This is a genomic window from Enterobacter sp. WCHEn090032, from assembly GCF_003986875.1.
GTDB classification, from domain to species: Bacteria; Pseudomonadota; Gammaproteobacteria; order Enterobacterales; family Enterobacteriaceae; genus Enterobacter; species Enterobacter sichuanensis.
Window position 1 is genome coordinate 19,666 of the sequence record NZ_RXRN01000028.1, and the last position, 20,548, is coordinate 40,213.

Consider the following 20,548-nt stretch of genomic DNA (forward strand, 5'->3'; position numbering starts at 1 on the left):
ATGGCTAATTACAAACATCCCCTGCGCGTGGGCGTGGGCGGCCCGGTGGGGTCGGGCAAAACCGCGCTGCTGGAAGCACTCTGCAAGGCGATGCGCGACACGTATCACCTGGCGGTGGTGACGAATGATATCTACACCAAAGAGGATCAGCGCATCCTGACCGAAGCAGGTGCCCTTGAGCCGGAGCGCATCGTCGGCGTGGAGACTGGCGGCTGCCCGCACACCGCCATCCGCGAAGATGCTTCGATGAACCTGGCAGCCGTTGAAGCGCTGAGCGAAAAATTCGGCAATCTGGATCTGATCTTCGTTGAAAGCGGCGGCGACAACCTGAGCGCGACCTTCAGTCCCGAGCTGGCTGACCTGACGATCTACGTCATCGACGTGGCCGAAGGTGAGAAGATCCCGCGCAAGGGCGGGCCGGGGATCACCAAATCCGATTTTCTGGTGATCAACAAAACCGATCTCGCGCCGTACGTGGGGGCTTCGCTGGAGGTGATGGAGCGCGACACCAACCGCATGCGCGGCGAACGTCCGTGGACCTTTACCAACCTGAAAGCGGGTGACGGTCTGGCGACGATCGTTGCGTTTCTGGAAGAAAAAGGGATGTTGAATGTGTAATGCGGAAAAAGCCTGGCAGGAGGCCAGGCTTCACGCGTTATTTACAGCTGTTTCCAGCACTTCCCTGTTCTCGCCATGCGCCCCACTGGCCGCCGGTTCCCGGCGTTTCCTGGCCCGGGTTGACATACCACTGGTTAAACCAGATTTTACCGTCGTACGAGACTTTGGTGCATTTGGTTGGATAGGCAATTTTGGCGTTGTAGGCCGGCGCCGCAGGTTTTACCGGTGTGTCATCTTTCGCCGGCGTATCGTCCTTCGGCGGCACCGCTGGCTTACTGACCTTAATGGTCATGCTGTCGGTCGCGGTACGCCCATCCGCGCCGGTGGTGGTCAGGGTGTAGGTCGCCTCTCCCTCGCTGTTAGCAGGAATGACGGCATAGGCATGCGCGCTATCCACACTCTTGACCAGCGTGCCATTCAGTTTTTCTTCCAGCGAGAAGGTTTCCGTCCCTTTCGTCACGCTCCAGTTAAAGGATACGGCATTCAGGCTCTTGCTGCCGTCCAGCGGATAGGTACTTACGCCAGTCGTCGGGGAGACCATCGTATAATCCGCTCCCGCGGCGGCAGTTGGCGCCGGAGCGGCAGGCGTGCCGCCGTCTTTCAACGCCATAATACGGGCAACCGCACGCTCCATATCCGGGAAGGTGCCAATCTTAGCCGAATCCCCGTTTGCCAGCGGCGTCCCGGTTTCCTGCAGAATCTGACGCATCTGCTTCGGCGTAACGGTAATCCCGTGCGCTTTTGCAATCCCTGACAGGCTCGCCACCACACCTGCAATGATGGGGTTAGCGGAGGACGTACCGGCAAATGAACGGGTGTAGTTATTGACGCCGTCTCTGTACAAATCGCCACTGCCGGTAGTCACCACGTCCCAGCAGCCCCACGCCGCGCTGGTCACGCGTGAGCCATAGCTGCTGAAGTACGCTTTTTTGCCATCACTCGCACACATTGCGCCAACAATAATCGCGCCGGAATCCTTCACTGACAGATCAAATTTACCGTTGTAAGCCGGATCGTCAAGGCTGAGGCCACCGTTACCTGCGGCAGCGATGACATATACTCCTTTATCGGTCAGCGCCTTAGTGATATCAAAGAAGGCTGGCTGCGCCTCCCACGGGTTATAACACTCTTTCGTGCAGCCAGCAGGTTTGGCGCTTTCGGCCTGCATACCCACCTGCACCACGTCGCCCGCTTTCAGCAGGGGGATCATGTTATAAAGATTGTTCGTCTGCCAGGCGGCATAACCCACCTTACTGTTCCAGGCAAAGCCGCGAATACCGCTGCCGATATCTTTCCCTGCCATAATCCCCACGGAAGAGGAGTCATGATCGCCACAGCCGGGTTTCCAGGTGCGGTCGCCCTGGCTCAGGGCCATCGCCGGTAAGTTAACGTGGCTGGTGTTCCAGGCGCAGTTTTCGGTGGAGATAATGGTAACGCCAGTCCCATCGCTACCGGCATAACCGCTAACGCCGTCGCGGTTAACTCCACCCATATAATAACCCGGGCGTTTTTCCGCAGAGGATTTTAAATAATCCTGCAGGTTACGGAAATCAGGAACGGCAGTGGCGGTCAGCGTCGCATTTCCGGCGGACTGGCGTAAAAGCGGCGGCGTGGTATTATCATGTTGATATTCATCCAGCGAAACCGGCATGGCTTCCGCATACACTAATTCTACTTTTGGATTTTGTTCCAGCTCGGCAATCGCGTGGTTAATAAAGGCTTTATCCTGACTTTTGTTTTCAGGAATATCTATCCGCATATAGCGATCAAACCCGTAGGTAGCATCCAGTTTAGTTAATTCATCCGACTGGGTGCTACGAAGTTTATTGGAGCGAAACATTTTATTCGCCACTAAAGAGGGATCGCCGAGCGTGAGCTCATCTGACGCCGTCGTGGTGGCGGTATTTGTAGCTTTCAGGAGGGGCTTGCCGGGCTTAAGTTTTACGACGATAGCCGTATACGTGACGCCCTCCTGAGCGAACTCTACCTTTGTCGCTGCTTCAGCATACGCAGAGCTGGTTACTGCTGCGCAAATTAACAGTGAGAGAATACTTTTTTTCATTTGAGCCATTGTTCCTTTATGACATGTATACGCTTAATTGCTTTATTCAAACTGTATTAATGCGCATCACGGAACAATGAGAACCCTCTATTTAACGCTGAGAATTTTCTTTATAAAGCGTCACAAAAAGGAGAGAAAATAAGTCAACCAGTTATGAAAATAAAATTACTTAAAAACAAATAACGATAATAAAAATATCTTCCCGCATGTTTTACAGATAAAACCATCTCTCAGGTAAAATAATTTCAACCAGGACATATACGCGTATAACGCAAGAGGAACCTCCGTGACCGTCAAATTTGCCATTGCTGATGAAAACCCTATTTTTCGGCGGGGAGTGTACGCCATTATTGTGGATCAGCTGGCAACTAACCTGAGTCTTCACTCGCTTTCCTTTACGTTGGTGGGGGAAGCGGATGCGACATCAGCCCTGGTGGAGATGCTCGCGCAAGAAACGCCTGACATTTTGCTGCTGGGCTACAACCTGCGCACATCGCAGGGGCCACATCCTGCTTGCGGAATGGACGGTCTGGCGCTGCTGAAGTGGATCACCCGTCAATATCCGCTGCTGAAGGTCATTATGGTTTCCCCCTACAGCAACCCACAGCTGATTCGCGCGGCGCTGAAAGCGGGCGCCCACGGCTACATTACCCGCAATGTCAGTGAAAAGCGGCTCATTCAGGCCCTGGTTACCGTGGCTGGCGGGGAGATGTATATTGAGCGCTCAACAATGAACGCCTTTTTCCAGTCAGGAAAGCAGAGCGCAGACGAGCTGTCGCCGCGTGAGATGGATGTGCTGCGTCTGCTGTGCAGAGGGTTACCGCTGGTGGCAATCGCGAGGCAGATGCATCTGAGCATCAAAACCGTCAGCGCACATAAGCTCCGGGCGATGGAGAAATTACATGTCGCCAGCGACTGCCATCTTTATTGTCTGCTCACTACGACCCGGATGTTTGATATCGCCATCTGACATCCGGGTTTAGCGCCTTCAGGCCTCGGGCAGCTCCGCCAGCGGCCAGCGCGGACGTACGGAGACGCTGAGATCGGCGGTCGCTCCCGCGTTCAGACGCACCATCCCGGCGTAGGCGATCATCGCCCCGTTATCGGTACAGAATTCCGGACGCGCATAGAACACTTCCCCGCGACGTTTTTGCATCATCTCGGCCAGCTTCGCGCGCAGCGTGCGGTTGGCGCTGACGCCACCGGCCATCACCAGACGCTTAAAGCCGGTCTGATCCAGCGCGCGCTTGCACTTGATCATCAGCGTATCGACCACCGCATCTTCGAACGCGCGGGCAATATCGGCCCGGGTCTGCTCGCTGTCATCATTATTGCGGATAGTGTTGGCCGCGAAGGTTTTCAGCCCGGAGAAGCTGAAATCCAGCCCTGGCCGGTCGGTCATCGGGCGTGGGAATACAAAGCGCCCTTCCGTTCCCTGCGACGCCATTCTGGACAGCATCGGGCCGCCCGGGTAATCCAGCCCCAGCAGCTTGGCGGTTTTGTCGAACGCTTCACCGGCGGCGTCGTCGATCGACTCGCCCAGCAGTTCATACTTGCCAATCCCCGTCACGCTGATCAGCTGGGTATGCCCACCTGAAACCAGCAGCGCCACAAACGGAAACTCAGGCGGATTCTCTTCCAGCATCGGTGCCAGAAGATGCCCTTCCATATGGTGCACCGGAATGGCCGGCACATCCCACGCGAACGCCAGCGAACGTCCCACCGTGGCGCCAACCAGCAGCGCGCCAACCAGCCCCGGGCCTGCGGTATAGGCCACGGCATCAATATCGTTTGAACGCAACCCGGCCTCTTTCAGCGCCGCCTGAATCAGGGGAACCGTTTTACGCACGTGGTCACGAGAGGCCAGTTCAGGCACGACGCCGCCGTAGTCAGCGTGCAATTTCACCTGACTATACAGTTGGTTGGCCAGAAGCCCTTTTTCGTCGTCGTAAATGGCGATGCCGGTTTCATCGCAGGATGTTTCAATACCCAGTACACGCATGACTTGTTTTACCTCGCTTCAATACCGCGCAGTGTAGGGCGAATGCGGGTTGATGTAAAACTTTGTTCGCCCCAGGACATCCGCTCGTGTATACTCTTCCCCCTTATAAAAGTCCCTTTCAAAATCGCTTCGGTGCTTTACAAAGCAGCAGCATTTGCAGTAAAATTCCGCACCATTTTGAAATAAGCTGGCGCTGATGCCAGCGGCAAACCGAATTTATTAAAGGTGAGAGTTACATGCCGGTAATTAAAGTACGTGAAAACGAGCCGTTCGACGTAGCACTGCGTCGCTTCAAACGTTCATGCGAGAAAGCAGGTGTTCTGGCTGAAGTTCGTCGTCGTGAGTTTTATGAAAAACCAACGACCGAACGTAAGCGCGCTAAAGCTTCCGCTGTGAAACGTCACGCGAAGAAACTGGCTCGCGAAAACGCACGCCGTACTCGTCTGTACTAATTGATTGAGGGCCAACGCCCTCAATTGACAGACAGAGTAATAGTCGTAAGGCCGTGCTTCCGGAAGGAATGCGCGGCTTGTTTTCGTTTATAAGTCGCTTAAATTTTGGGGCATATGGCCGGAAGAATCCCACGCGTTTTCATCAATGACCTGCTCGCCAGAACCGACATCGTCGATCTCATCGACGCGCGGGTAAAGCTGAAAAAGCAGGGCAAGAATTACCATGCGTGCTGTCCGTTCCATAACGAAAAAACCCCCTCCTTCACCGTAAACGGTGAAAAGCAGTTTTACCATTGCTTCGGCTGTGGTGCTCACGGTAATGCCGTTGATTTTTTAATGAACTACGACAAGCTCGAGTTCGTTGAAACCGTCGAAGAGCTGGCGGCGATGCATAACCTTGAAGTGCCGTATGAAGCAGGCAGTGGCCCAAGTCAGATCGAGCGCCATCAACGGCAAACGCTGTATCAACTGATGGATGGCCTGAATTCGTTTTACCAACAGTCTCTTAAGCACTCTGCGGCTGAGCCTGCGCGTCAGTATCTGAACAAGCGCGGACTGAGCGATGAGGTCATTGCGCGTTTCGCTATTGGTTACGCCCCGCCCGGCTGGGACAACGTGTTAAAGCGTTTTGGCGGCAATAGCGAAGATCGTAAGTCTCTTATCGATGCAGGCATGCTGGTCACCAACGACCAGGGACGTAGCTACGACCGCTTCCGTGAACGGGTGATGTTCCCGATCCGCGACAAGCGTGGCCGGGTGATTGGTTTTGGTGGTCGCGTGCTGGGTGATGCCCTGCCGAAGTACCTCAACTCCCCGGAAACCGATATTTTCCATAAGGGCCGCCAACTGTATGGCCTTTATGAGGCGCAACAGAACAATGCGGAACCTCCGCGTCTTCTGGTCGTCGAAGGGTATATGGACGTTGTTGCGCTGGCGCAGTACGACATTAACTACGCGGTAGCGTCGTTAGGAACGTCCACGACGGCGGATCATATCCAGCTGCTGTTCCGCGTGACCAACAACGTGATTTGTTGTTACGACGGTGACCGCGCAGGACGTGACGCCGCCTGGCGCGCACTGGAAACCGCGCTACCCTACATGACCGACGGCCGACAGTTGCGCTTTATGTTTCTGCCTGACGGTGAAGACCCGGATACGCTGGTGCGTAAAGAGGGCAAAGCGGCGTTTGAAGCGCGGATGGAGCAGGCTCAGCCGCTCTCCACGTTTCTGTTTAACAGCCTGATGCCGCAGGTCGATTTGAGTACCCCTGACGGGCGCGCGCAGCTCAGCACGCTGGCGCTGCCGTTAATCAGCCAGGTGCCAGGCGAAACGCTGCGTATCTATCTGCGTCAGGAGTTAGGCAACAAGCTCGGCATTCTGGATGACAGCCAGCTTGAACGTTTAATGCCTAAACAGGCTGAAAACGGCACGGTTCGCGCCGCGCCTCAGCTAAAACGCACAACCATGCGTATACTGATAGGGTTGCTGGTTCAAAACCCCGAGCTTGCGCCGCAGGTGCCGTCGCTGGCGGGTTTGGACCACGAAAAATTGCCCGGACTTGGCTTATTTTCAGAACTGGTCAACACTTGTTTGTCTCAGCCAGGTCTGACCACCGGACAACTTTTAGAGCATTATCGCGGTACAAAAGAGGCCGCTACCCTTGAAAAATTGTCGATGTGGGACGATATAGCTGATAAGGACATTGCAGAAAAAACGTTCACCGACTCACTCAACCATATGTTTGATTCGATGCTTGAGCTGCGCCAGGAAGAGTTGATTGCTCGCGAGCGCACACACGGTTTGAGCAGCGAAGAGCGCCGGGAGCTCTGGATGATTAACCAGGAACTGGCGAAGAAATAAGTCAAAGACAAAAGTATTTAACGGCTTAAGTGCCGAATATCGATCGGGAAGCCCCCGGCAGCCGCACTGAGAGGCAGCGGCAAAAATATAAGTACGCCCTCGCTTTAAAGGTTGGCAGCCCCATCGCCGACACCAATCAAACGAATTAAGTGTGGATACCGTCTTATGGAGCAAAACCCGCAGTCACAGCTGAAACTTCTTGTCCAACGTGGTAAGGAGCAAGGCTATCTGACCTATGCCGAGGTCAATGACCATCTGCCGGAAGATATCGTCGATTCAGATCAAATCGAAGATATCATCCAAATGATCAATGACATGGGCATTCAGGTGATGGAAGAAGCACCGGATGCCGATGATCTGTTGCTGGCTGAAACCTCCAACAACACTGACGAAGATGCGGAAGAAGCTGCTGCACAGGTACTGTCCAGCGTGGAATCTGAAATCGGGCGTACTACTGACCCGGTCCGCATGTATATGCGCGAAATGGGCACCGTTGAACTGTTGACCCGCGAAGGCGAAATTGACATCGCAAAACGCATCGAAGACGGGATCAACCAGGTTCAGTGCTCTGTAGCCGAGTACCCGGAAGCGATCACCTATCTGCTGGAGCAGTACGATCGCGTTGAAGCGGAAGAAGCGCGCCTGTCTGACCTGATCACCGGTTTTGTCGACCCGAACGCTGAAGAAGATATGGCACCAACCGCTACTCACGTCGGTTCTGAACTGTCTCAGGAAGAGATGGATGATGACGAAGACGAAGATGAGGAAGAGAGCGACGACGACACCGCGGATGATGACAACAGCATCGACCCGGAACTGGCACGTGAGAAATTTGCCGAGCTGCGTACTCAGTACGAAGTGACGCGTGACACCATCAAAGCGAAAGGCCGCAGTCATGCCGCCGCTCAGGAAGAGATCCTGAAACTGTCTGAAGTGTTCAAACAGTTCCGCCTGGTGCCAAAACAGTTCGACTACCTGGTGAACAGCATGCGCGTGATGATGGATCGCGTACGTACCCAGGAACGCATCATCATGAAGCTGTGCGTTGAGCAGTGCAAAATGCCGAAGAAGAACTTCATCACCCTCTTCACCGGCAACGAAACCAGCGAAACCTGGTTCAACGCAGCTATCGCGATGAACAAGCCGTGGTCTGAAAAACTGCACGACGTGAAAGAAGACGTGTATCGCGGCCTGCAGAAACTGCAGCAGATTGAAGAAGAGACTGGCCTGACCATCGAGCAGGTTAAAGACATCAACCGTCGTATGTCCATCGGTGAAGCGAAAGCCCGCCGAGCGAAGAAAGAGATGGTTGAAGCGAACTTACGTCTGGTTATCTCTATCGCCAAGAAATACACCAACCGTGGTCTGCAGTTCCTGGATCTGATTCAGGAAGGCAACATCGGTCTGATGAAGGCGGTAGATAAGTTCGAATACCGTCGTGGTTACAAGTTCTCCACCTACGCAACCTGGTGGATCCGTCAGGCTATCACCCGCTCTATCGCGGATCAGGCGCGCACCATCCGTATTCCGGTGCATATGATTGAGACCATCAACAAGCTCAACCGTATTTCCCGCCAGATGCTGCAGGAGATGGGTCGTGAGCCGACGCCGGAAGAGCTGGCCGAGCGTATGCTGATGCCGGAAGACAAGATCCGTAAAGTGCTGAAGATCGCCAAAGAGCCAATCTCCATGGAAACACCTATCGGTGACGATGAAGATTCGCATCTGGGGGATTTCATCGAGGATACCACCCTCGAGCTGCCGCTGGACTCTGCCACCACCGAGAGCCTGCGCGCCGCCACGCACGACGTGCTGGCCGGCCTGACCGCCCGTGAAGCGAAAGTACTGCGCATGCGTTTCGGTATCGATATGAACACCGACCACACGCTGGAAGAAGTGGGTAAACAGTTCGACGTAACCCGCGAACGTATCCGTCAGATCGAAGCGAAGGCGCTGCGTAAGCTGCGTCACCCAAGCCGCTCTGAAGTGCTGCGTAGCTTCCTGGACGACTAACCCAGGTAAACAGCAAAAAGCTCCCAATCGGGAGCTTTTTTTTTGTTTATTTCCTCTCCCAGGGTGAGGGCATCAGGCCGCAGAGGATTAAAGCCCCCGCACCATCAGCGCCTCATCCAGCTCCCGATAGGCCTCTACCAGCTTGTCCAGCGTTGCCCTGTTGAGCCCGCTCGGATTCGGCAGCACCCACACCTGCGTCACGCCGATGGTGATAGCCTGCTTGCCCCACTGCGCCCCACGCTGGCTGAACGCCTGCTCGTAGGCCTGCTTACCGAGGATCGCCAGCGCGGCGGGCTGATAATCTTCAATTTTCTTGATCAGCTCCCGACCGCCACTGCGCAACTCATGCAGGTTGACTTCGCTCGCCTGTACCGTCGGGCGCTCAACCAGCATGGTAATGCCGCAGCGCGTATCCAGCAGGTGCTGTTCCTCTTCGGGCTTTAGTAACCTGTCGGTAAACCCGGCCTGATAGATCACCTTCCAGAAGCGATTTCCCGGATGGGCAAAGTGAAAACCGGTGTGCGCCGAGGACTTGCCGGGGTTAATGCCGCAGAACACCACCCGCAGTCCTGGGGCCAGAATATCGTTGATCATCGTTACTCCCGCTCAATACATCGTCAGGGAAGTATAAAGGATTGATTATGCATTGTTTATAAAAACAGCAGGCAGGTGTGAATGGCTGGATTGCTGAGGGGAGTTACTTTATAATTCACCGCCACGGCCCCTTAGCTCAGTGGTTAGAGCAGGCGACTCATAATCGCTTGGTCGCTGGTTCAAGTCCAGCAGGGGCCACCAAACATATCAAGGACTTAGATGAGAAATCATCTAAGTCCTTTTTCTTTGCGTCGGATTTGGGTCTGGGAATGGGTAAGTCCAGCTATAGGGCAGGATCGTCTACCGGGGGGTTAGTCCATAAATGGCTCTGAGCAGTCTGTTAAACCCGTGCCGATTCAATATAAATCGTTAAGGTGGAATTAAGGTATTTTACTCTTTAAACAAGAATGCTTTTTCACAGTGCTAAGCTTTGTTATATTGATGGCTTCTTTCTCAAGAAGACAAAGGCTTACTGAGCAAATTTTAAAGTAATCATTACCAGTAAATGGCTCTGAATGAGAATAACTGCGTTCATTATTTACCGAAGAACAGCCAGCGGAATGCAGACAAGTTGAATTTGTAAGGTCCAGTTCACTACTTATCTCACTTCTTTTAAGCAAATTTAAAACATAGCCTTCAGGATTTTCTTTTAGCCAGTATTTATATTGCATTTCGCTGTTGTGAATTTCTTCACTGTGGAATCGCACAACAGATGCATTCTGCTCAGTAATATATTTCATTGCTGCCAACAAATAGGAGGCTTTGAAAGTCACATCCTGATAGTCTTTTGCTAACAAACTTTCACTTTCTTCAAAGCGCTCAACAAACGCTGCAACTTCTTTAGGATCGATACGGCTGATATTATCTTTTCCATTTCGGACAAACAGTTTTGTTTCTTCAGCATAGAGAGTAAAAGGTACATTTCTTGAGCCAGTGAATAGCTCAACTGGTTGGGAAAATGTCTCCAACAGTAAATGGTAGAAATCTTTATAGAGCATGATTACTTCTCCCTCGCCATTCTAACTTTCTAGAAGTGAATGGCTTATTCATAAGCCGTTGCAGGATCATCCCCCGGAAAGCAGCGGAACGAATCCCGCCATTCACCTTTTACTAACCCCCCCGACTCAAGGTCAAAGGGCACGCACCACAATGATAAATCTTCGTCGAAACGGAACACCGGTAGTGGTTTAGCAAAGTACTGATGCCGCGGATAAATCAACATCATATTTCCTTGCCCATGGAGATACTTCTGCCCATAGGCAAACATCTGATAGAGGTCAGCCTGGCTGATTTCATACTTCCTTAGGCTGTCACCGGCTCTGCTATCTAATAGTTTCCATTTAGCATCGAGGACCAACGTCTGCCCACCGATGATAAGAAAGTCCGGTTTAAGCATAAACCATCGTTGAGATGACTTTTCGCTAACAGGAACATGCTCTAGCAAGTACTGGCTCTTAGTCTGTTCTATGAGTTGGTAATCGTGATGCAACGCTCCAGCCAGACCGTATCCTACCCAGCCCTCATATAACTTCTCCATCGGGAACAACAAAGAAATTCCCTGATGCGACCCATGTTGAAAATCCGGATTCATCTGTTCAAGAATGAGTTTGCACCACGGTTTTATGGCGCGATAACCCAAAAGATATTTACCATCACTCCATTGCCTCATGGATTGTGTTTTACTACCACAAATAGGCTTAATGCCATCCAGTTGGTGGCTAAGTGAATTTGCCTGCCTCCAATTCTGTCCTTGCCTGGTCATTTTAAGCGCCCAATCCAAAGCGGTCCGCAACAGACGGTTCTCGATACGCTGTGGGGAAAACTCGGCATAACGCACATGAAAATGAGTCTCTCTGCCCGGAGGCGTTCTCATCTGCGCAGTGACATTCCATTGACCACGGATGAACGCGCTATGTTCATCCTCGATAAGGTGGTAATCAAAACGCAGCCCTTTACGCACTAACTCAGTAAGATTCCGCAAAAATTCACTGATTATCCATTCATGTAGAGGCTGGTCACTACGTTGCAACGCCGCCTGGTTCGCCTCACGGGGTGTAATACCTAAAGAGGTGCTTAGCATTCGGCGTAAAAGCAGACGCAGGGAGACTACTTCAGCTGGAGCTTCAAATGTGGTTTTTGGTAAAATTTCAATTGATTCGCCATTCGGGGATTGGAGATAACCGACATAACTTCCCAAACGCAAAAAACGCTTTCCTTCTCGGTTGAGAATTTGAGAAGTACCACTCCACTTTTGTTGCAATTGCTCAAGCCAGGAAAAGGTTGCCTCAGAGACAATCCCCAAGTCCATACTGGCTACTTGAGAGTTATCACAGGTAAGCAGAGCGTATTCCCGAACCTGGATCATCATGCGACAATACCCTGATAAGCTTCTGCCGACACGAAAGCATGCTCATTGATACGGAAACGCCTGTCAGACAAACTATCCGCAATATCTTTCGGGAATAGTGCAGAAAATGATGGTAGTTGTGCTGACTGTTGCAACAGGATAAAACGATTTTCTTTTGCTTTCACCGAATCATTCAGCACCCAACCGATACGCTCATAATCGTCAAAGAAATACTCTCTCAGCAATGGAATGATTTTGTCCTTGAAAATGCTGGCAAGACAGGCCTCGCGGTCGTCATTATCATCTAATTTCTTTAATGGCATAAAGTAAGCATGACCAATCATATGCTCACTATCCAGCAGCGCTTCGATACGTTGATTAATACGCGTTAACAACGTTTCGACATTAACGCCAAATACCGTGACCCCTGCTAACAGCTCCGGGCGTGAGGGCATTTCGGTAAAGCTAAAACGTCGTCTTAGTGCCAGGTCTATTTGAATCAGGGATTTATCCGCAGTATTCATCGTCCCAATAACATAGATATTTTTTGGTACTGAGAATGTTTGTTTTGAATAGGGGAGCATGAGTGACCGCTCGTCATCAGCCCCCTGACGCTTGTCTGGTTCAAGAAGAGTAATAAGCTCACCAAATATACGCGCTATATTACCGCGATTGATTTCATCTATTATCAGTACATGTGGAAGATCCTGACTATCGACATTCTCAACTGGAGCCAACAACTGTGCTAATTTTTCACGATCAATCGTCGTATCCTGCAATTCATAAAGGGTCATCTGAGATAGCGATTTGGTGAAAATTTGCTCTTTAGGCAGACTTGGGGTGTATGTTCTTAACCATTTAACTGAGCGCATTTGATGGTAATACTCACGCTCATCATTGGGGAAGTAAGTATATTCTCCAGTAATTTCAGCTATTGCACGGAACTTATGATTACCATCAGAGACGACGACTAAATCACCTTTCTTAATAATATTTTTAAAAGTATTAACGGCGACTGCCATATAATTACTGGTGCCTTCCAATGACTGTTTTGCTGATGCAATCCGAGCTTTAATTGATTCATAGGTTGGGCAATGACTAAAGTCGATATCTTCTCCCCAGCCCAGGAGGACATAATTGTTTGCCAGGCAATCTTCATACACATCCTCTTCTCCTCCCATGGTATTACCCAAAGACATTTTCCAGATCCGCCGACCTTTGAGAGAGATAGATTGTGTTGCATTCCCCTGGATCTTAACCCTGGCATTCAGACACAGCTGTTTAAAAATACCATCCACAACGTCGTAGCGTAGCGCGCCCGATTTTTCATCAGTTGTCGCGCGAATTCCTTCAATAAAGTCTTCATAGGAGAAACTCTGATGGAAAGTGGTGAACATAATGCGCTGCTTTTCTACCAATGCCTTATAGCGTTCTTTTACCAACTCCCGAAAGTCATTGCCATGATGTTCTCGCGTAGCTTGTTGGTACCAGGCATGATCGGCAATTTTGACCGCCATTTCAGTCGTCGTATAGGTTTTGCCTGTGCCAGGTGGTCCGAAGAGAATCTGATTTAAGGGGTACATAGGCGATCGTTCCTTGTGTTCGTTGTCTCTTTTTAGTTCGGTTTGGGGAATCGAAGAGGGTTGACCACCCAGTAAAGTCACCAGCGCCAGTAGCGCTTCGACTGATTCAACATCAGCCGCGAAACCATATTGAGACGTACCATTATCTTTCGGGTAACGACGGTAGCTGGTGCTTTTTACTTTTTCCCAAAGGCAGTGTATACCCGCAATACGATCAATTTCCGCCTTTAAGGATAGGGTTTCCGGTGCAAGAACCAATGGGCTCTTGTTAACCACGCCATCCCGGCTACGTTTGACATACAGATACTTTCCATCCCCAAGCGCATGCTCGGATGCATAGCTTGGCTCGAATTTTCCAGCCTCAAGCCGGTAACCCAATTCATTCAACGCCTGGTATATCTCGAGCGAATTCAGCATTTCCTGCACCACACTCCTTGATGAAAAGGCGTTAAGCCCCTTCCAACATATCTAACACAACCCGCTCAAAGCCGTTCGCCAGTCAGGGTTAGAGAGGTATTGCACCATCAACTCTGCTATCTGGTAAATGCGTTTCCATGTCATCGCCTGTTCATTTTCACTTACCTCACCCAATCAAATTTTGGGTCAGGCAATGGGCCAGGTAACGATATTACTGCCGCAAACATTTACGGACAAACAGAAACCAGGGTAAAGGAATTACACAATGATTTATATCACCTTAAATCAAGTCCCCGCATAAATGAGCACATATAAGAAATAATGATTTTTATGATTCATAATCGCTTGGTCGCTGGTCCAAATCCAGCAGGAGGAAAAAAATTTTATCTTTAAAATCATATAATTAAACCACTCTAACGAGTGGCTTTTTCTATGTAACTGACAGTATCCCATTACCGTTACATAGCATCTTAACTTAACCCGATCTCGATCCAGCCCCCAACAGTATGACGCAGATCAGAACACACTTAACTCCCCCTCACCTGCCGCCTTGTGGATCAGTTTTGAAGATTAGCTTTTGTATCGAGTGACATGGCGGCAAATTTTTTTCGTTACAAAAATGGCGAGTACACCCAGCAGAATGGAAGCTAAGCCAAGGAAAATCAATAAAGAAAGGATATGACTGAACAAGCCGCCAAAGCTTGTAAAATCACTTAATCGAGCAAACTGCTCTGGAGTGAGTACACGAACGACGATCTCCGGAATAGTGAGAAAGAAAATAATCACCACCAGAACATAAATTGCCACTCTACCGCTTTTTTTCATTTTCTTGCTTGCCCCTATGACGATGATGATCAATTATTGGCAGGGTAATTTTACAACAAGGAAAATTATAATGGCAGACAGCTATGCAAAAATGAAGGTGAAATCAGAAAGGAATTTTACCCTGACGATTACTGCCGCAATGCCTGTCGCGAGGTAATAAATGAAGAATGACGTCTGACATTAGCACTTGTCGAAATCTATAACCGAAACGATGTTGCTCTTGATATACCACAAATGACAAAAATAATTTATCAAATTGAATCAGGTGGCAACAATGAGGAAATAATCGGTGATGCTTTATATGAGTTATTAAAAAGATGAAACGAGCAATATTATGGTTTCTGCAGTCATATATTTATTATATCCCTATAGCGCTCATCGTTGCTGGCGCTTATCTGTTCGCGCGTTTTATCCCTGACTATTTTGGTCTTCTTACCCTGGCATGGATCATCATCGTTACCTATTTTTATGTAAAACATAATCGATGGTTTTGATGGGAATCAGCAAACCTACATGCCACATGCACGCAAGAAAAAAGCCAACCCCGCACTTCCACGGTGTTGGCCCTGTTTTAAAGCAGTGACATTCACAACAGGTTAAAACACGTAACGCATGCCCAGCGTAAATTCGTTAGAGACGATGTGCGCCTTCATCTGCTCATCTTTTAAGCCACGCGCGTTAGTAAAATTGTTATATCCGCTTTCAATCTTACCCATATCGATATAACGATAGCCCAGATCGACATACAGACGTTCAACCGGCGTGTAGCTTACTCCCGCCCCTAACGCATAAGTCAGGTTGCTTTGTGTTGTCGAGGCATATTCACGTCCGGCGTTACCCTGCCAGCCGCCCGCTTTGATCTTGCTCACGCCAAGCCCTGCGGTTCCGTAAACAGAGACACCGTAGCCGAGTTCATAATCGCGGTAGACATTCAGCATCAGACGTTCTGTTTCGGTCTGCAGGTGGTTAAAGCTGTTTGCGAATGTGCTGGAGCCGCTGGTGTACTCCGTTTTTTGTTTAAAGGTGTATTCACCTTCGGTACGCCAGCCGTTACCGAACTGGTAACCTGCGGCAATCGCCGCGCCGCCAAAATGCTCTTTCTCTTTACCGCCCACAAACTGCCCGACACCCGGACGGGAGCTGGTATCCATCTCTTTGGCCCGCTGTTCAATCTGCAGATATTTTGCCGAACCGTAATACCCTTCTTCCGTATTTGCCGCCAGAACGGTAGCCGGGATCATCGCGACAGGCAGGGCGACTACAATAGCTTTCATCTTCATCTACACTCCTTTGGAAAAACATTCCGCACGGCGAACCATCGTCTGCCGGTGTCAGGAAAAGTCAGTGAGACGAAGCATAAGCACTCCCGAAAGGTCAAACTATTCGGAGGAATACGCGTTTTACCTGGTAATTTTACGTAGGGACTGGTCTTGTTTTTAAAACGATTGTTATTTCTTTCAATGGATTAGCGCTTATCATCAAAATCAACTTGCTCATTTCATCTGTTACGCGCCCATCTTCACATTCTGCAATTCTAAAGAAATCCCCCATCGCGCCGATCATCATCCGTGTGTATTATTTCCTGTAGCTTTTACAACAACTACCCTTAACTCAAATACTTAAGCGCCAAAGCGAAAGGCATCATGAGCACACCGATCAAACGGCTAGAAATCATTAAAAATGCCATTGAACTGGAAGATGACGACATCATCCAGAGCCAGCTGACACGCCTGAAAAATGAAGCGTTTGACGATGCGCTACAGGCAATCGTCGTGGCGCTTGAGGAGAAGAACTACACCGCGGCGATGGCAGCAATCGTCGCCTGGTTGCAGGGCCAGCGCGCCGTGACCCCATGGCGCGACCCGCAGGTGGCGGCCAGTAAGCTGGAGCTGAAGGCGCTGGAAGAGCGTCTTCGCGATCTGATTGACCGTCGCAACGCGCGGGTGCAGCAGCTGGATGAATTTAACGATCTCTATTTCTCCCGCCTCGGTCCCCTGATGCAGCAGATCCTCGCCCTGCGTAAAACCCTGGCGGAGCTAAACCTGCGTCGTCAGCAGGCGGAGGCGCGTCGTCGCGAGGAAGATTACCGTCGCTGCCAGCACTATATGGCGCAGGCGGTAGAGGTGCTGGCGACGCTCACCCAGCGCTGGCGCGATCTCCCGGCAGATTCCGTACAGGCCGCCGAGGCACGTAAGCATCTGGAGCAGCAAAGTAATCTGATTGCCAACCTGCTGGCCGAGGCGCTCGAACTGGAGAGCGGCTTAACGCGCGAAGAGGAGCCTGCGCGGCAGGCCCGCGACGAAGCCAACGAAGAGTATGAGAAGTATCGCGAGCAGCATCACGATGCCGAAGTGCGGATGCGTAAGGGGAAAGATCTTTCGGACGAAGATCGGAACGAACTGAAGCGACTCTGGCGACAGGCGAGCAAACTTTGCCATCCGGACCTGGTGGCAGACGACCTGAAAGAAGAAGCCAACGCGATGATGGTGCAGCTTAACCAGGCCAAACAGCGTGGAGATGTGAAAGCCATCCGCTCACTGGTGGCCCGTCTGCAGCAGGGCTTCGAGCCGCTGATGGCCAGCGACAGGCTGAACGATCTGGAGCGTATCCGCAAAAAAATGGCGCAGGTGCGCGAGCAGATCGACATTTTAGTGAACGAGCTGGCGGAGCTGGAGAAAGAGGAGTCCTGGCTGCTGGTCTCGTCGCTGAGCAATATGGAAGCGTACTTTGCGCAGCAGGAGAAGGCGCTGCACGAGGTCCGCGCCTCGCTCGAACATCAGGTGAACGAAGCGCAGCTGGATTCCGCCGCCTGACTATTTGTCGTGCCAGTATGCGCTGGCACGCACCAGCTGTGGGTCAATCGCGTCGGTTTCAAACTGACGGCTCAGCGTTTTCACCACCTTCCCTTCCCCGGTGAGCCAGATGAAATAGTCCTCCGCCGGGACGCTCAGCGCCGCCAGATGATCTGCGACCGCCTGCTCGCTGTGCCCCACCATCCAGGTGATATCGAACCCACTCAGGTGCGCCAGATACGCCTTATAAGACTCGTCTCCAACCGTCACTACCGCATGAACCTCCGGGGGAACCGGCAGTTTAGCAAGGCTCTCCAGGCGACGACGCAGCGCGGGCATGCCGGATTCATCGCACACGTACAGCTGCCAGGCGTAATCTTCCGGCACCACCAGCGAACCGCGCGGGCCGCCGATGGTCAGTCTGTCGCCCGCTTTCGCCTCAAGGGCCCAGCGGCTGGCAATACCGCCGTCATGAATGAAGAAATCAAGCATCAGCTCATGACGGGCTTCATCGTACAGCGGCGTATAGTCGCGCGCCTGCGGACGCACGCCTTCACCCCAGTCGATGCCTTCATCGGTCACCACCGGCGGTACAAACGTTGTCCCGGGGGCCGGGAAAAAGACTTTGGTGTGGTCGTCGAAACCGCGGGAGCTGAAGCCTTCCAGCGCCTCGCCGCCCAAAACAATACGCTGGAAGCCCGCGCTGACGCGCTCAACGCGAAGCACCGTCAGCTCGCGAAAACGCAGCTCATTACGAACACGCTGTGGGTAACGGGTAGATGCCATTTTTAGACCCTTCTCTGGTGAATACGATATATCTAAATCAATTTTAAATGATAATGATTACTAATCAGAGAAAAAGCAAGATCTTTTAGATTGCATCTGAATATATCTTAGATATAGTTTAGATATATCAAATTAAAGGGGATAGTATGCGACACGAACACGAGGGCGGCGGACGTCGACCGCGCTTTTTCGGCCACGGCGACCTGCGGCTGGTGATTCTGGATATCCTGACCCGCAACGCGAGCCACGGCTATGAGCTGATTAAAGAGATCGAGAACCTGACCCAGGGAAACTACACCCCAAGCCCTGGGGTGATCTATCCGACGCTGGACTACCTTCAGGATCAGGCCTTTATCACCATTACCGAAGAAGACAACGGGCGTAAGCGGATTGCGATTAGCGCTGCAGGACAGCAGTGGCTGGATGAAAACCAGGAACAGCTTGAACACATACAGGCCCGCATTAAAGCGCGCTCCGTCGGCTTTCAGCTGCGCAAAAACCCGCAGATGAAGCGGGCCCTGGATAACTTCAAAGCGGTGTTAGACCTGAAGGTGAATCAGGGAGAGCTCAGCGACGCGCAACTGAAGCAGATCGTCGGCGTGATTGACCGCGCGGCGCTGGAGATCTCCCAACTGGATTAAGCCGGCGCGTGTTCGCTCACGCGGAAGACGCGTACCAGCTCTTTAAGGTGCATCGCCTGTTCGTTAAGCGATGCCGCCGCCGCAACCGACTCCTCGACCAGCGCGGAGTTTTGCTGGGTGGTGGCATCAATCAGGCCAATCGCGCTGTTGATCTGCGAGATCCCCTCCGTCTGCTCATGGCTGGCCTGGCGGATCTCGCGCAGGATCACATCCATCTCCTCCACGTTGCCGACCATCCCGTTGATCAGCGCGCTCGCTTTCTCCACCAGATTCATCCCGTCCTGAGTCTGACTGGTGGAACTCTCAATCAGCTCGCGGATTTCACTGGCTGACGACGCGCTCTTCTGCGCAAGCTGGCGCACCTCACCGGCCACCACCGCAAAGCCGCGACCGTGCTCGCCGGCACGCGCCGCTTCCACTGCCGCGTTCAGCGCCAGAATGTTGGTCTGGAACGCAATGGCGTCGATCAGGTCGATAATGTCGGACATCCGGTTCGAGGTTTCATTAATCAGGCGCATTTTGCTGGTCACCTGCTTCATCATCTCGCCGTTGTTTTTGACCACCGTGGCGGCATCTGCCGAGAGGTTGGTCGCTTCCCCGGTGTGCGCGGCCGTGTTTTTCACCGTCGCGGTGATCTGCTCCATTGAGGCGGCGGTCTGTTCAACGGAACTTGCCTGCTCTTCCGTGCGCGCGGCCAGATCCTGGTTCCCGGCGACAATCTGCGCGGCTGCGCTGGAGATATTCTCCGAGCCGGTCTGGACCTGCTGCACAATATCCAGCAGACGCGACTTCATCTCCATCAGCGCATGCAGCAGCAGGCCCGTTTCGTCTTTGCCGTGCGGCGTGATGCTCCCCGTCAGATCGCCTTCTGAAATCGCTTTTGCAAAATTCACCGCCTCGCCGAGCGGACGAGTGATAGCGCGCACAATTAACCAGCCAATCAGGCTACCTGCCGCGACGCTAAAGAGAGTAATCAGGATCAGCAGCAAACGGCTGGACCGGAAATCCCCTTCCACCTGCGCGCCAGCACTCTGCATCTCGCTGTTTTGAATGGCAATCAGCTCCTTCACCTTCGCTTTGTAAGCCTGCTGCACGGCGAGAGTGGTGGTCATCATCTCCTGAATGGCGCCCTCACGATTGTTGTTCTGCACCGCCTGCAAAATGCGGTAGCGCGAGTCCAGATACTGCTGGCGCACGCTGCGGATCTCCGCCAGCACCTGCTGAGACTTTTGATCCTGCAGGGCGTTGTTCAGCTCGCCCAGGATCACCGTGATATGCTCGCTGATCTCTTTCAGGCGCTGCTGAGACTGCCCCGTGTAAGTTCCCCGTTCATCCAGCAGCATCAGTTGCTGAGTGCTAATAAATTCCTGGAAGTTATCAATTAACTGGTTCGCTTTTACCGTGGTGGGATAATCACGGGTAATAATGGATTGCATCCCGTTATTTGCCCGGTTCAGACTCAGCAATGACAGGCTCGCGCTGATGACCATCAGGACAATAAAGAAACCAAACGCCAGAAATAATTTCGTGCCGATCTTTACGTCATGTAGGAACAT

Annotated in this window: 17 protein-coding genes and 1 tRNA gene; 8 read left to right on the forward strand and 10 right to left on the reverse strand. The window is 51.8% G+C overall.

Features of this window, described 5'->3' with window-relative positions; genetic code table 11:
• Complete coding sequence (gene ureG, locus EKN83_RS19145; RefSeq protein ID WP_126801492.1) at nucleotides 1-618, forward strand: urease accessory protein UreG; 618 nt, start codon at nucleotides 1-3, stop codon at nucleotides 616-618.
• Between the two features lie 37 nt (nucleotides 619-655).
• Here ureG and EKN83_RS19150 read toward each other — a convergent pair whose 3' ends face one another.
• The gene (locus tag EKN83_RS19150; RefSeq protein WP_126801493.1) at nucleotides 656-2,680 is read right to left on the reverse strand and encodes a S8 family serine peptidase; all 2,025 of its coding nucleotides are present in this window, start codon (nucleotides 2,678-2,680) and stop codon (nucleotides 656-658) included.
• Nucleotides 2,681-2,966: 286 nt separating this feature from the next.
• On the opposite strand from EKN83_RS19150, the gene EKN83_RS19155 reads away from it, so the two are divergent.
• Nucleotides 2,967-3,650 carry a response regulator transcription factor gene (locus tag EKN83_RS19155; RefSeq protein WP_126801494.1) on the forward strand — a complete coding sequence of 228 codons (684 nt, stop codon included), beginning with the start codon at nucleotides 2,967-2,969 and terminating at the stop codon, nucleotides 3,648-3,650.
• A gap of 18 nt (nucleotides 3,651-3,668) precedes the next feature.
• Here EKN83_RS19155 and tsaD read toward each other — a convergent pair whose 3' ends face one another.
• Nucleotides 3,669-4,682: a tRNA (adenosine(37)-N6)-threonylcarbamoyltransferase complex transferase subunit TsaD gene (tsaD, locus tag EKN83_RS19160; protein ID WP_025758545.1), complete on the reverse strand. Its 1,014-nt coding sequence runs from the start codon at nucleotides 4,680-4,682 to the stop codon at nucleotides 3,669-3,671.
• A gap of 236 nt (nucleotides 4,683-4,918) precedes the next feature.
• Here tsaD and rpsU point away from each other — a divergent pair, with 236 nt between their 5' ends.
• From rpsU to rpoD, 3 genes are all read left to right on the forward strand, one after another.
• The gene (gene rpsU, locus EKN83_RS19165; protein WP_001144069.1) at nucleotides 4,919-5,134 is read left to right on the forward strand and encodes a 30S ribosomal protein S21; all 216 of its coding nucleotides are present in this window, start codon (nucleotides 4,919-4,921) and stop codon (nucleotides 5,132-5,134) included.
• A 114-nt stretch (nucleotides 5,135-5,248) separates the two neighbouring features.
• A complete protein-coding gene (dnaG, locus tag EKN83_RS19170) occupies nucleotides 5,249-6,994 on the forward strand; it encodes a DNA primase (protein WP_025758547.1) in 1,746 nt (581 codons plus the stop codon).
• Between the two features lie 165 nt (nucleotides 6,995-7,159).
• Entirely contained in the window at nucleotides 7,160-9,007 is a 1,848-nt protein-coding gene (gene rpoD, locus EKN83_RS19175) for an RNA polymerase sigma factor RpoD (protein ID WP_025758549.1), read from the forward strand.
• 87 nt (nucleotides 9,008-9,094) lie between these two features.
• On the opposite strand, the gene mug is transcribed toward rpoD, so the two are convergent.
• On the reverse strand, nucleotides 9,095-9,601 hold the full coding sequence (gene mug / locus EKN83_RS19180; protein ID WP_025758550.1) for a G/U mismatch-specific DNA glycosylase: 507 nt from the start codon (nucleotides 9,599-9,601) through the stop codon (nucleotides 9,095-9,097).
• 125 nt (nucleotides 9,602-9,726) lie between these two features.
• Here mug and EKN83_RS19185 point away from each other — a divergent pair.
• Nucleotides 9,727-9,802, forward strand: a tRNA-Ile gene (locus EKN83_RS19185).
• A 179-nt stretch (nucleotides 9,803-9,981) separates the two neighbouring features.
• On the opposite strand, the gene EKN83_RS19190 is transcribed toward EKN83_RS19185, so the two are convergent.
• From EKN83_RS19190 to EKN83_RS19210, 5 genes are all read right to left on the reverse strand, one after another.
• Nucleotides 9,982-10,599 carry a hypothetical protein gene (locus EKN83_RS19190; RefSeq protein ID WP_126801495.1) on the reverse strand — a complete coding sequence of 206 codons (618 nt, stop codon included), beginning with the start codon at nucleotides 10,597-10,599 and terminating at the stop codon, nucleotides 9,982-9,984.
• 44 nt (nucleotides 10,600-10,643) lie between these two features.
• Nucleotides 10,644-11,969: an McrC family protein gene (locus EKN83_RS19195; protein ID WP_126801496.1), complete on the reverse strand. Its 1,326-nt coding sequence runs from the start codon at nucleotides 11,967-11,969 to the stop codon at nucleotides 10,644-10,646.
• Nucleotides 11,966-13,948: an AAA family ATPase gene (locus tag EKN83_RS19200; RefSeq protein ID WP_126801505.1), complete on the reverse strand. Its 1,983-nt coding sequence runs from the start codon at nucleotides 13,946-13,948 to the stop codon at nucleotides 11,966-11,968. The genes EKN83_RS19195 and EKN83_RS19200 overlap by 4 nt, the downstream gene beginning before the upstream one ends.
• A 570-nt stretch (nucleotides 13,949-14,518) precedes the next feature.
• Nucleotides 14,519-14,773 carry a hypothetical protein gene (locus tag EKN83_RS19205; protein WP_095441926.1) on the reverse strand — a complete coding sequence of 85 codons (255 nt, stop codon included), beginning with the start codon at nucleotides 14,771-14,773 and terminating at the stop codon, nucleotides 14,519-14,521.
• 596 nt (nucleotides 14,774-15,369) lie between these two features.
• Entirely contained in the window at nucleotides 15,370-16,053 is a 684-nt protein-coding gene (locus tag EKN83_RS19210) for an outer membrane protein (RefSeq protein WP_126801497.1), read from the reverse strand.
• Nucleotides 16,054-16,416: 363 nt separating this feature from the next.
• Between EKN83_RS19210 and EKN83_RS19215 the strand changes: the two genes are divergently transcribed.
• Entirely contained in the window at nucleotides 16,417-17,586 is a 1,170-nt protein-coding gene (locus EKN83_RS19215) for a DNA repair protein (protein ID WP_095450136.1), read from the forward strand.
• Here EKN83_RS19215 and EKN83_RS19220 read toward each other — a convergent pair whose 3' ends face one another.
• Nucleotides 17,587-18,351 carry a siderophore-interacting protein gene (locus EKN83_RS19220; RefSeq protein WP_025759595.1) on the reverse strand — a complete coding sequence of 255 codons (765 nt, stop codon included), beginning with the start codon at nucleotides 18,349-18,351 and terminating at the stop codon, nucleotides 17,587-17,589.
• A 146-nt stretch (nucleotides 18,352-18,497) separates the two neighbouring features.
• Here EKN83_RS19220 and EKN83_RS19225 point away from each other — a divergent pair, with 146 nt between their 5' ends.
• Entirely contained in the window at nucleotides 18,498-18,992 is a 495-nt protein-coding gene (locus EKN83_RS19225; RefSeq protein WP_025759594.1) for a PadR family transcriptional regulator, read from the forward strand.
• On the opposite strand, the gene EKN83_RS19230 is transcribed toward EKN83_RS19225, so the two are convergent.
• Complete coding sequence (locus EKN83_RS19230) at nucleotides 18,989-20,548, reverse strand: methyl-accepting chemotaxis protein (RefSeq protein ID WP_047959500.1); 1,560 nt, start codon at nucleotides 20,546-20,548, stop codon at nucleotides 18,989-18,991. The genes EKN83_RS19225 and EKN83_RS19230 overlap by 4 nt on opposite strands.

Bases quoted from the DNA above. Each gene is read 5' to 3' on its own strand.
- EKN83_RS19230 (WP_047959500.1), bottom strand. From the start codon at position 20,548: ATGTTCCTACATGACGTAAAGATCGGCACGAAATTATTTCTGGCGTTT.
- EKN83_RS19195 (WP_126801496.1), bottom strand. From the start codon at position 11,969: ATGATGATCCAGGTTCGGGAATACGCTCTGCTTACCTGTGATAACTCT.
- EKN83_RS19225 (WP_025759594.1), top strand. From the start codon at position 18,498: ATGCGACACGAACACGAGGGCGGCGGACGTCGACCGCGCTTTTTCGGC.
- EKN83_RS19205 (WP_095441926.1), bottom strand. From the start codon at position 14,773: ATGAAAAAAAGCGGTAGAGTGGCAATTTATGTTCTGGTGGTGATTATT.
- EKN83_RS19200 (WP_126801505.1), bottom strand. From the start codon at position 13,948: ATGCTGAATTCGCTCGAGATATACCAGGCGTTGAATGAATTGGGTTAC.
- EKN83_RS19220 (WP_025759595.1), bottom strand. From the start codon at position 18,351: ATGGCATCTACCCGTTACCCACAGCGTGTTCGTAATGAGCTGCGTTTT.
- EKN83_RS19215 (WP_095450136.1), top strand. From the start codon at position 16,417: ATGAGCACACCGATCAAACGGCTAGAAATCATTAAAAATGCCATTGAA.
- rpoD (WP_025758549.1), top strand. From the start codon at position 7,160: ATGGAGCAAAACCCGCAGTCACAGCTGAAACTTCTTGTCCAACGTGGT.
- tsaD (WP_025758545.1), bottom strand. From the start codon at position 4,682: ATGCGTGTACTGGGTATTGAAACATCCTGCGATGAAACCGGCATCGCC.
- EKN83_RS19210 (WP_126801497.1), bottom strand. From the start codon at position 16,053: ATGAAGATGAAAGCTATTGTAGTCGCCCTGCCTGTCGCGATGATCCCG.
- EKN83_RS19150 (WP_126801493.1), bottom strand. From the start codon at position 2,680: ATGAAAAAAAGTATTCTCTCACTGTTAATTTGCGCAGCAGTAACCAGC.
- ureG (WP_126801492.1), top strand. From the start codon at position 1: ATGGCTAATTACAAACATCCCCTGCGCGTGGGCGTGGGCGGCCCGGTG.
- rpsU (WP_001144069.1), top strand. From the start codon at position 4,919: ATGCCGGTAATTAAAGTACGTGAAAACGAGCCGTTCGACGTAGCACTG.
- dnaG (WP_025758547.1), top strand. From the start codon at position 5,249: ATGGCCGGAAGAATCCCACGCGTTTTCATCAATGACCTGCTCGCCAGA.
- EKN83_RS19190 (WP_126801495.1), bottom strand. From the start codon at position 10,599: ATGCTCTATAAAGATTTCTACCATTTACTGTTGGAGACATTTTCCCAA.
- mug (WP_025758550.1), bottom strand. From the start codon at position 9,601: ATGATCAACGATATTCTGGCCCCAGGACTGCGGGTGGTGTTCTGCGGC.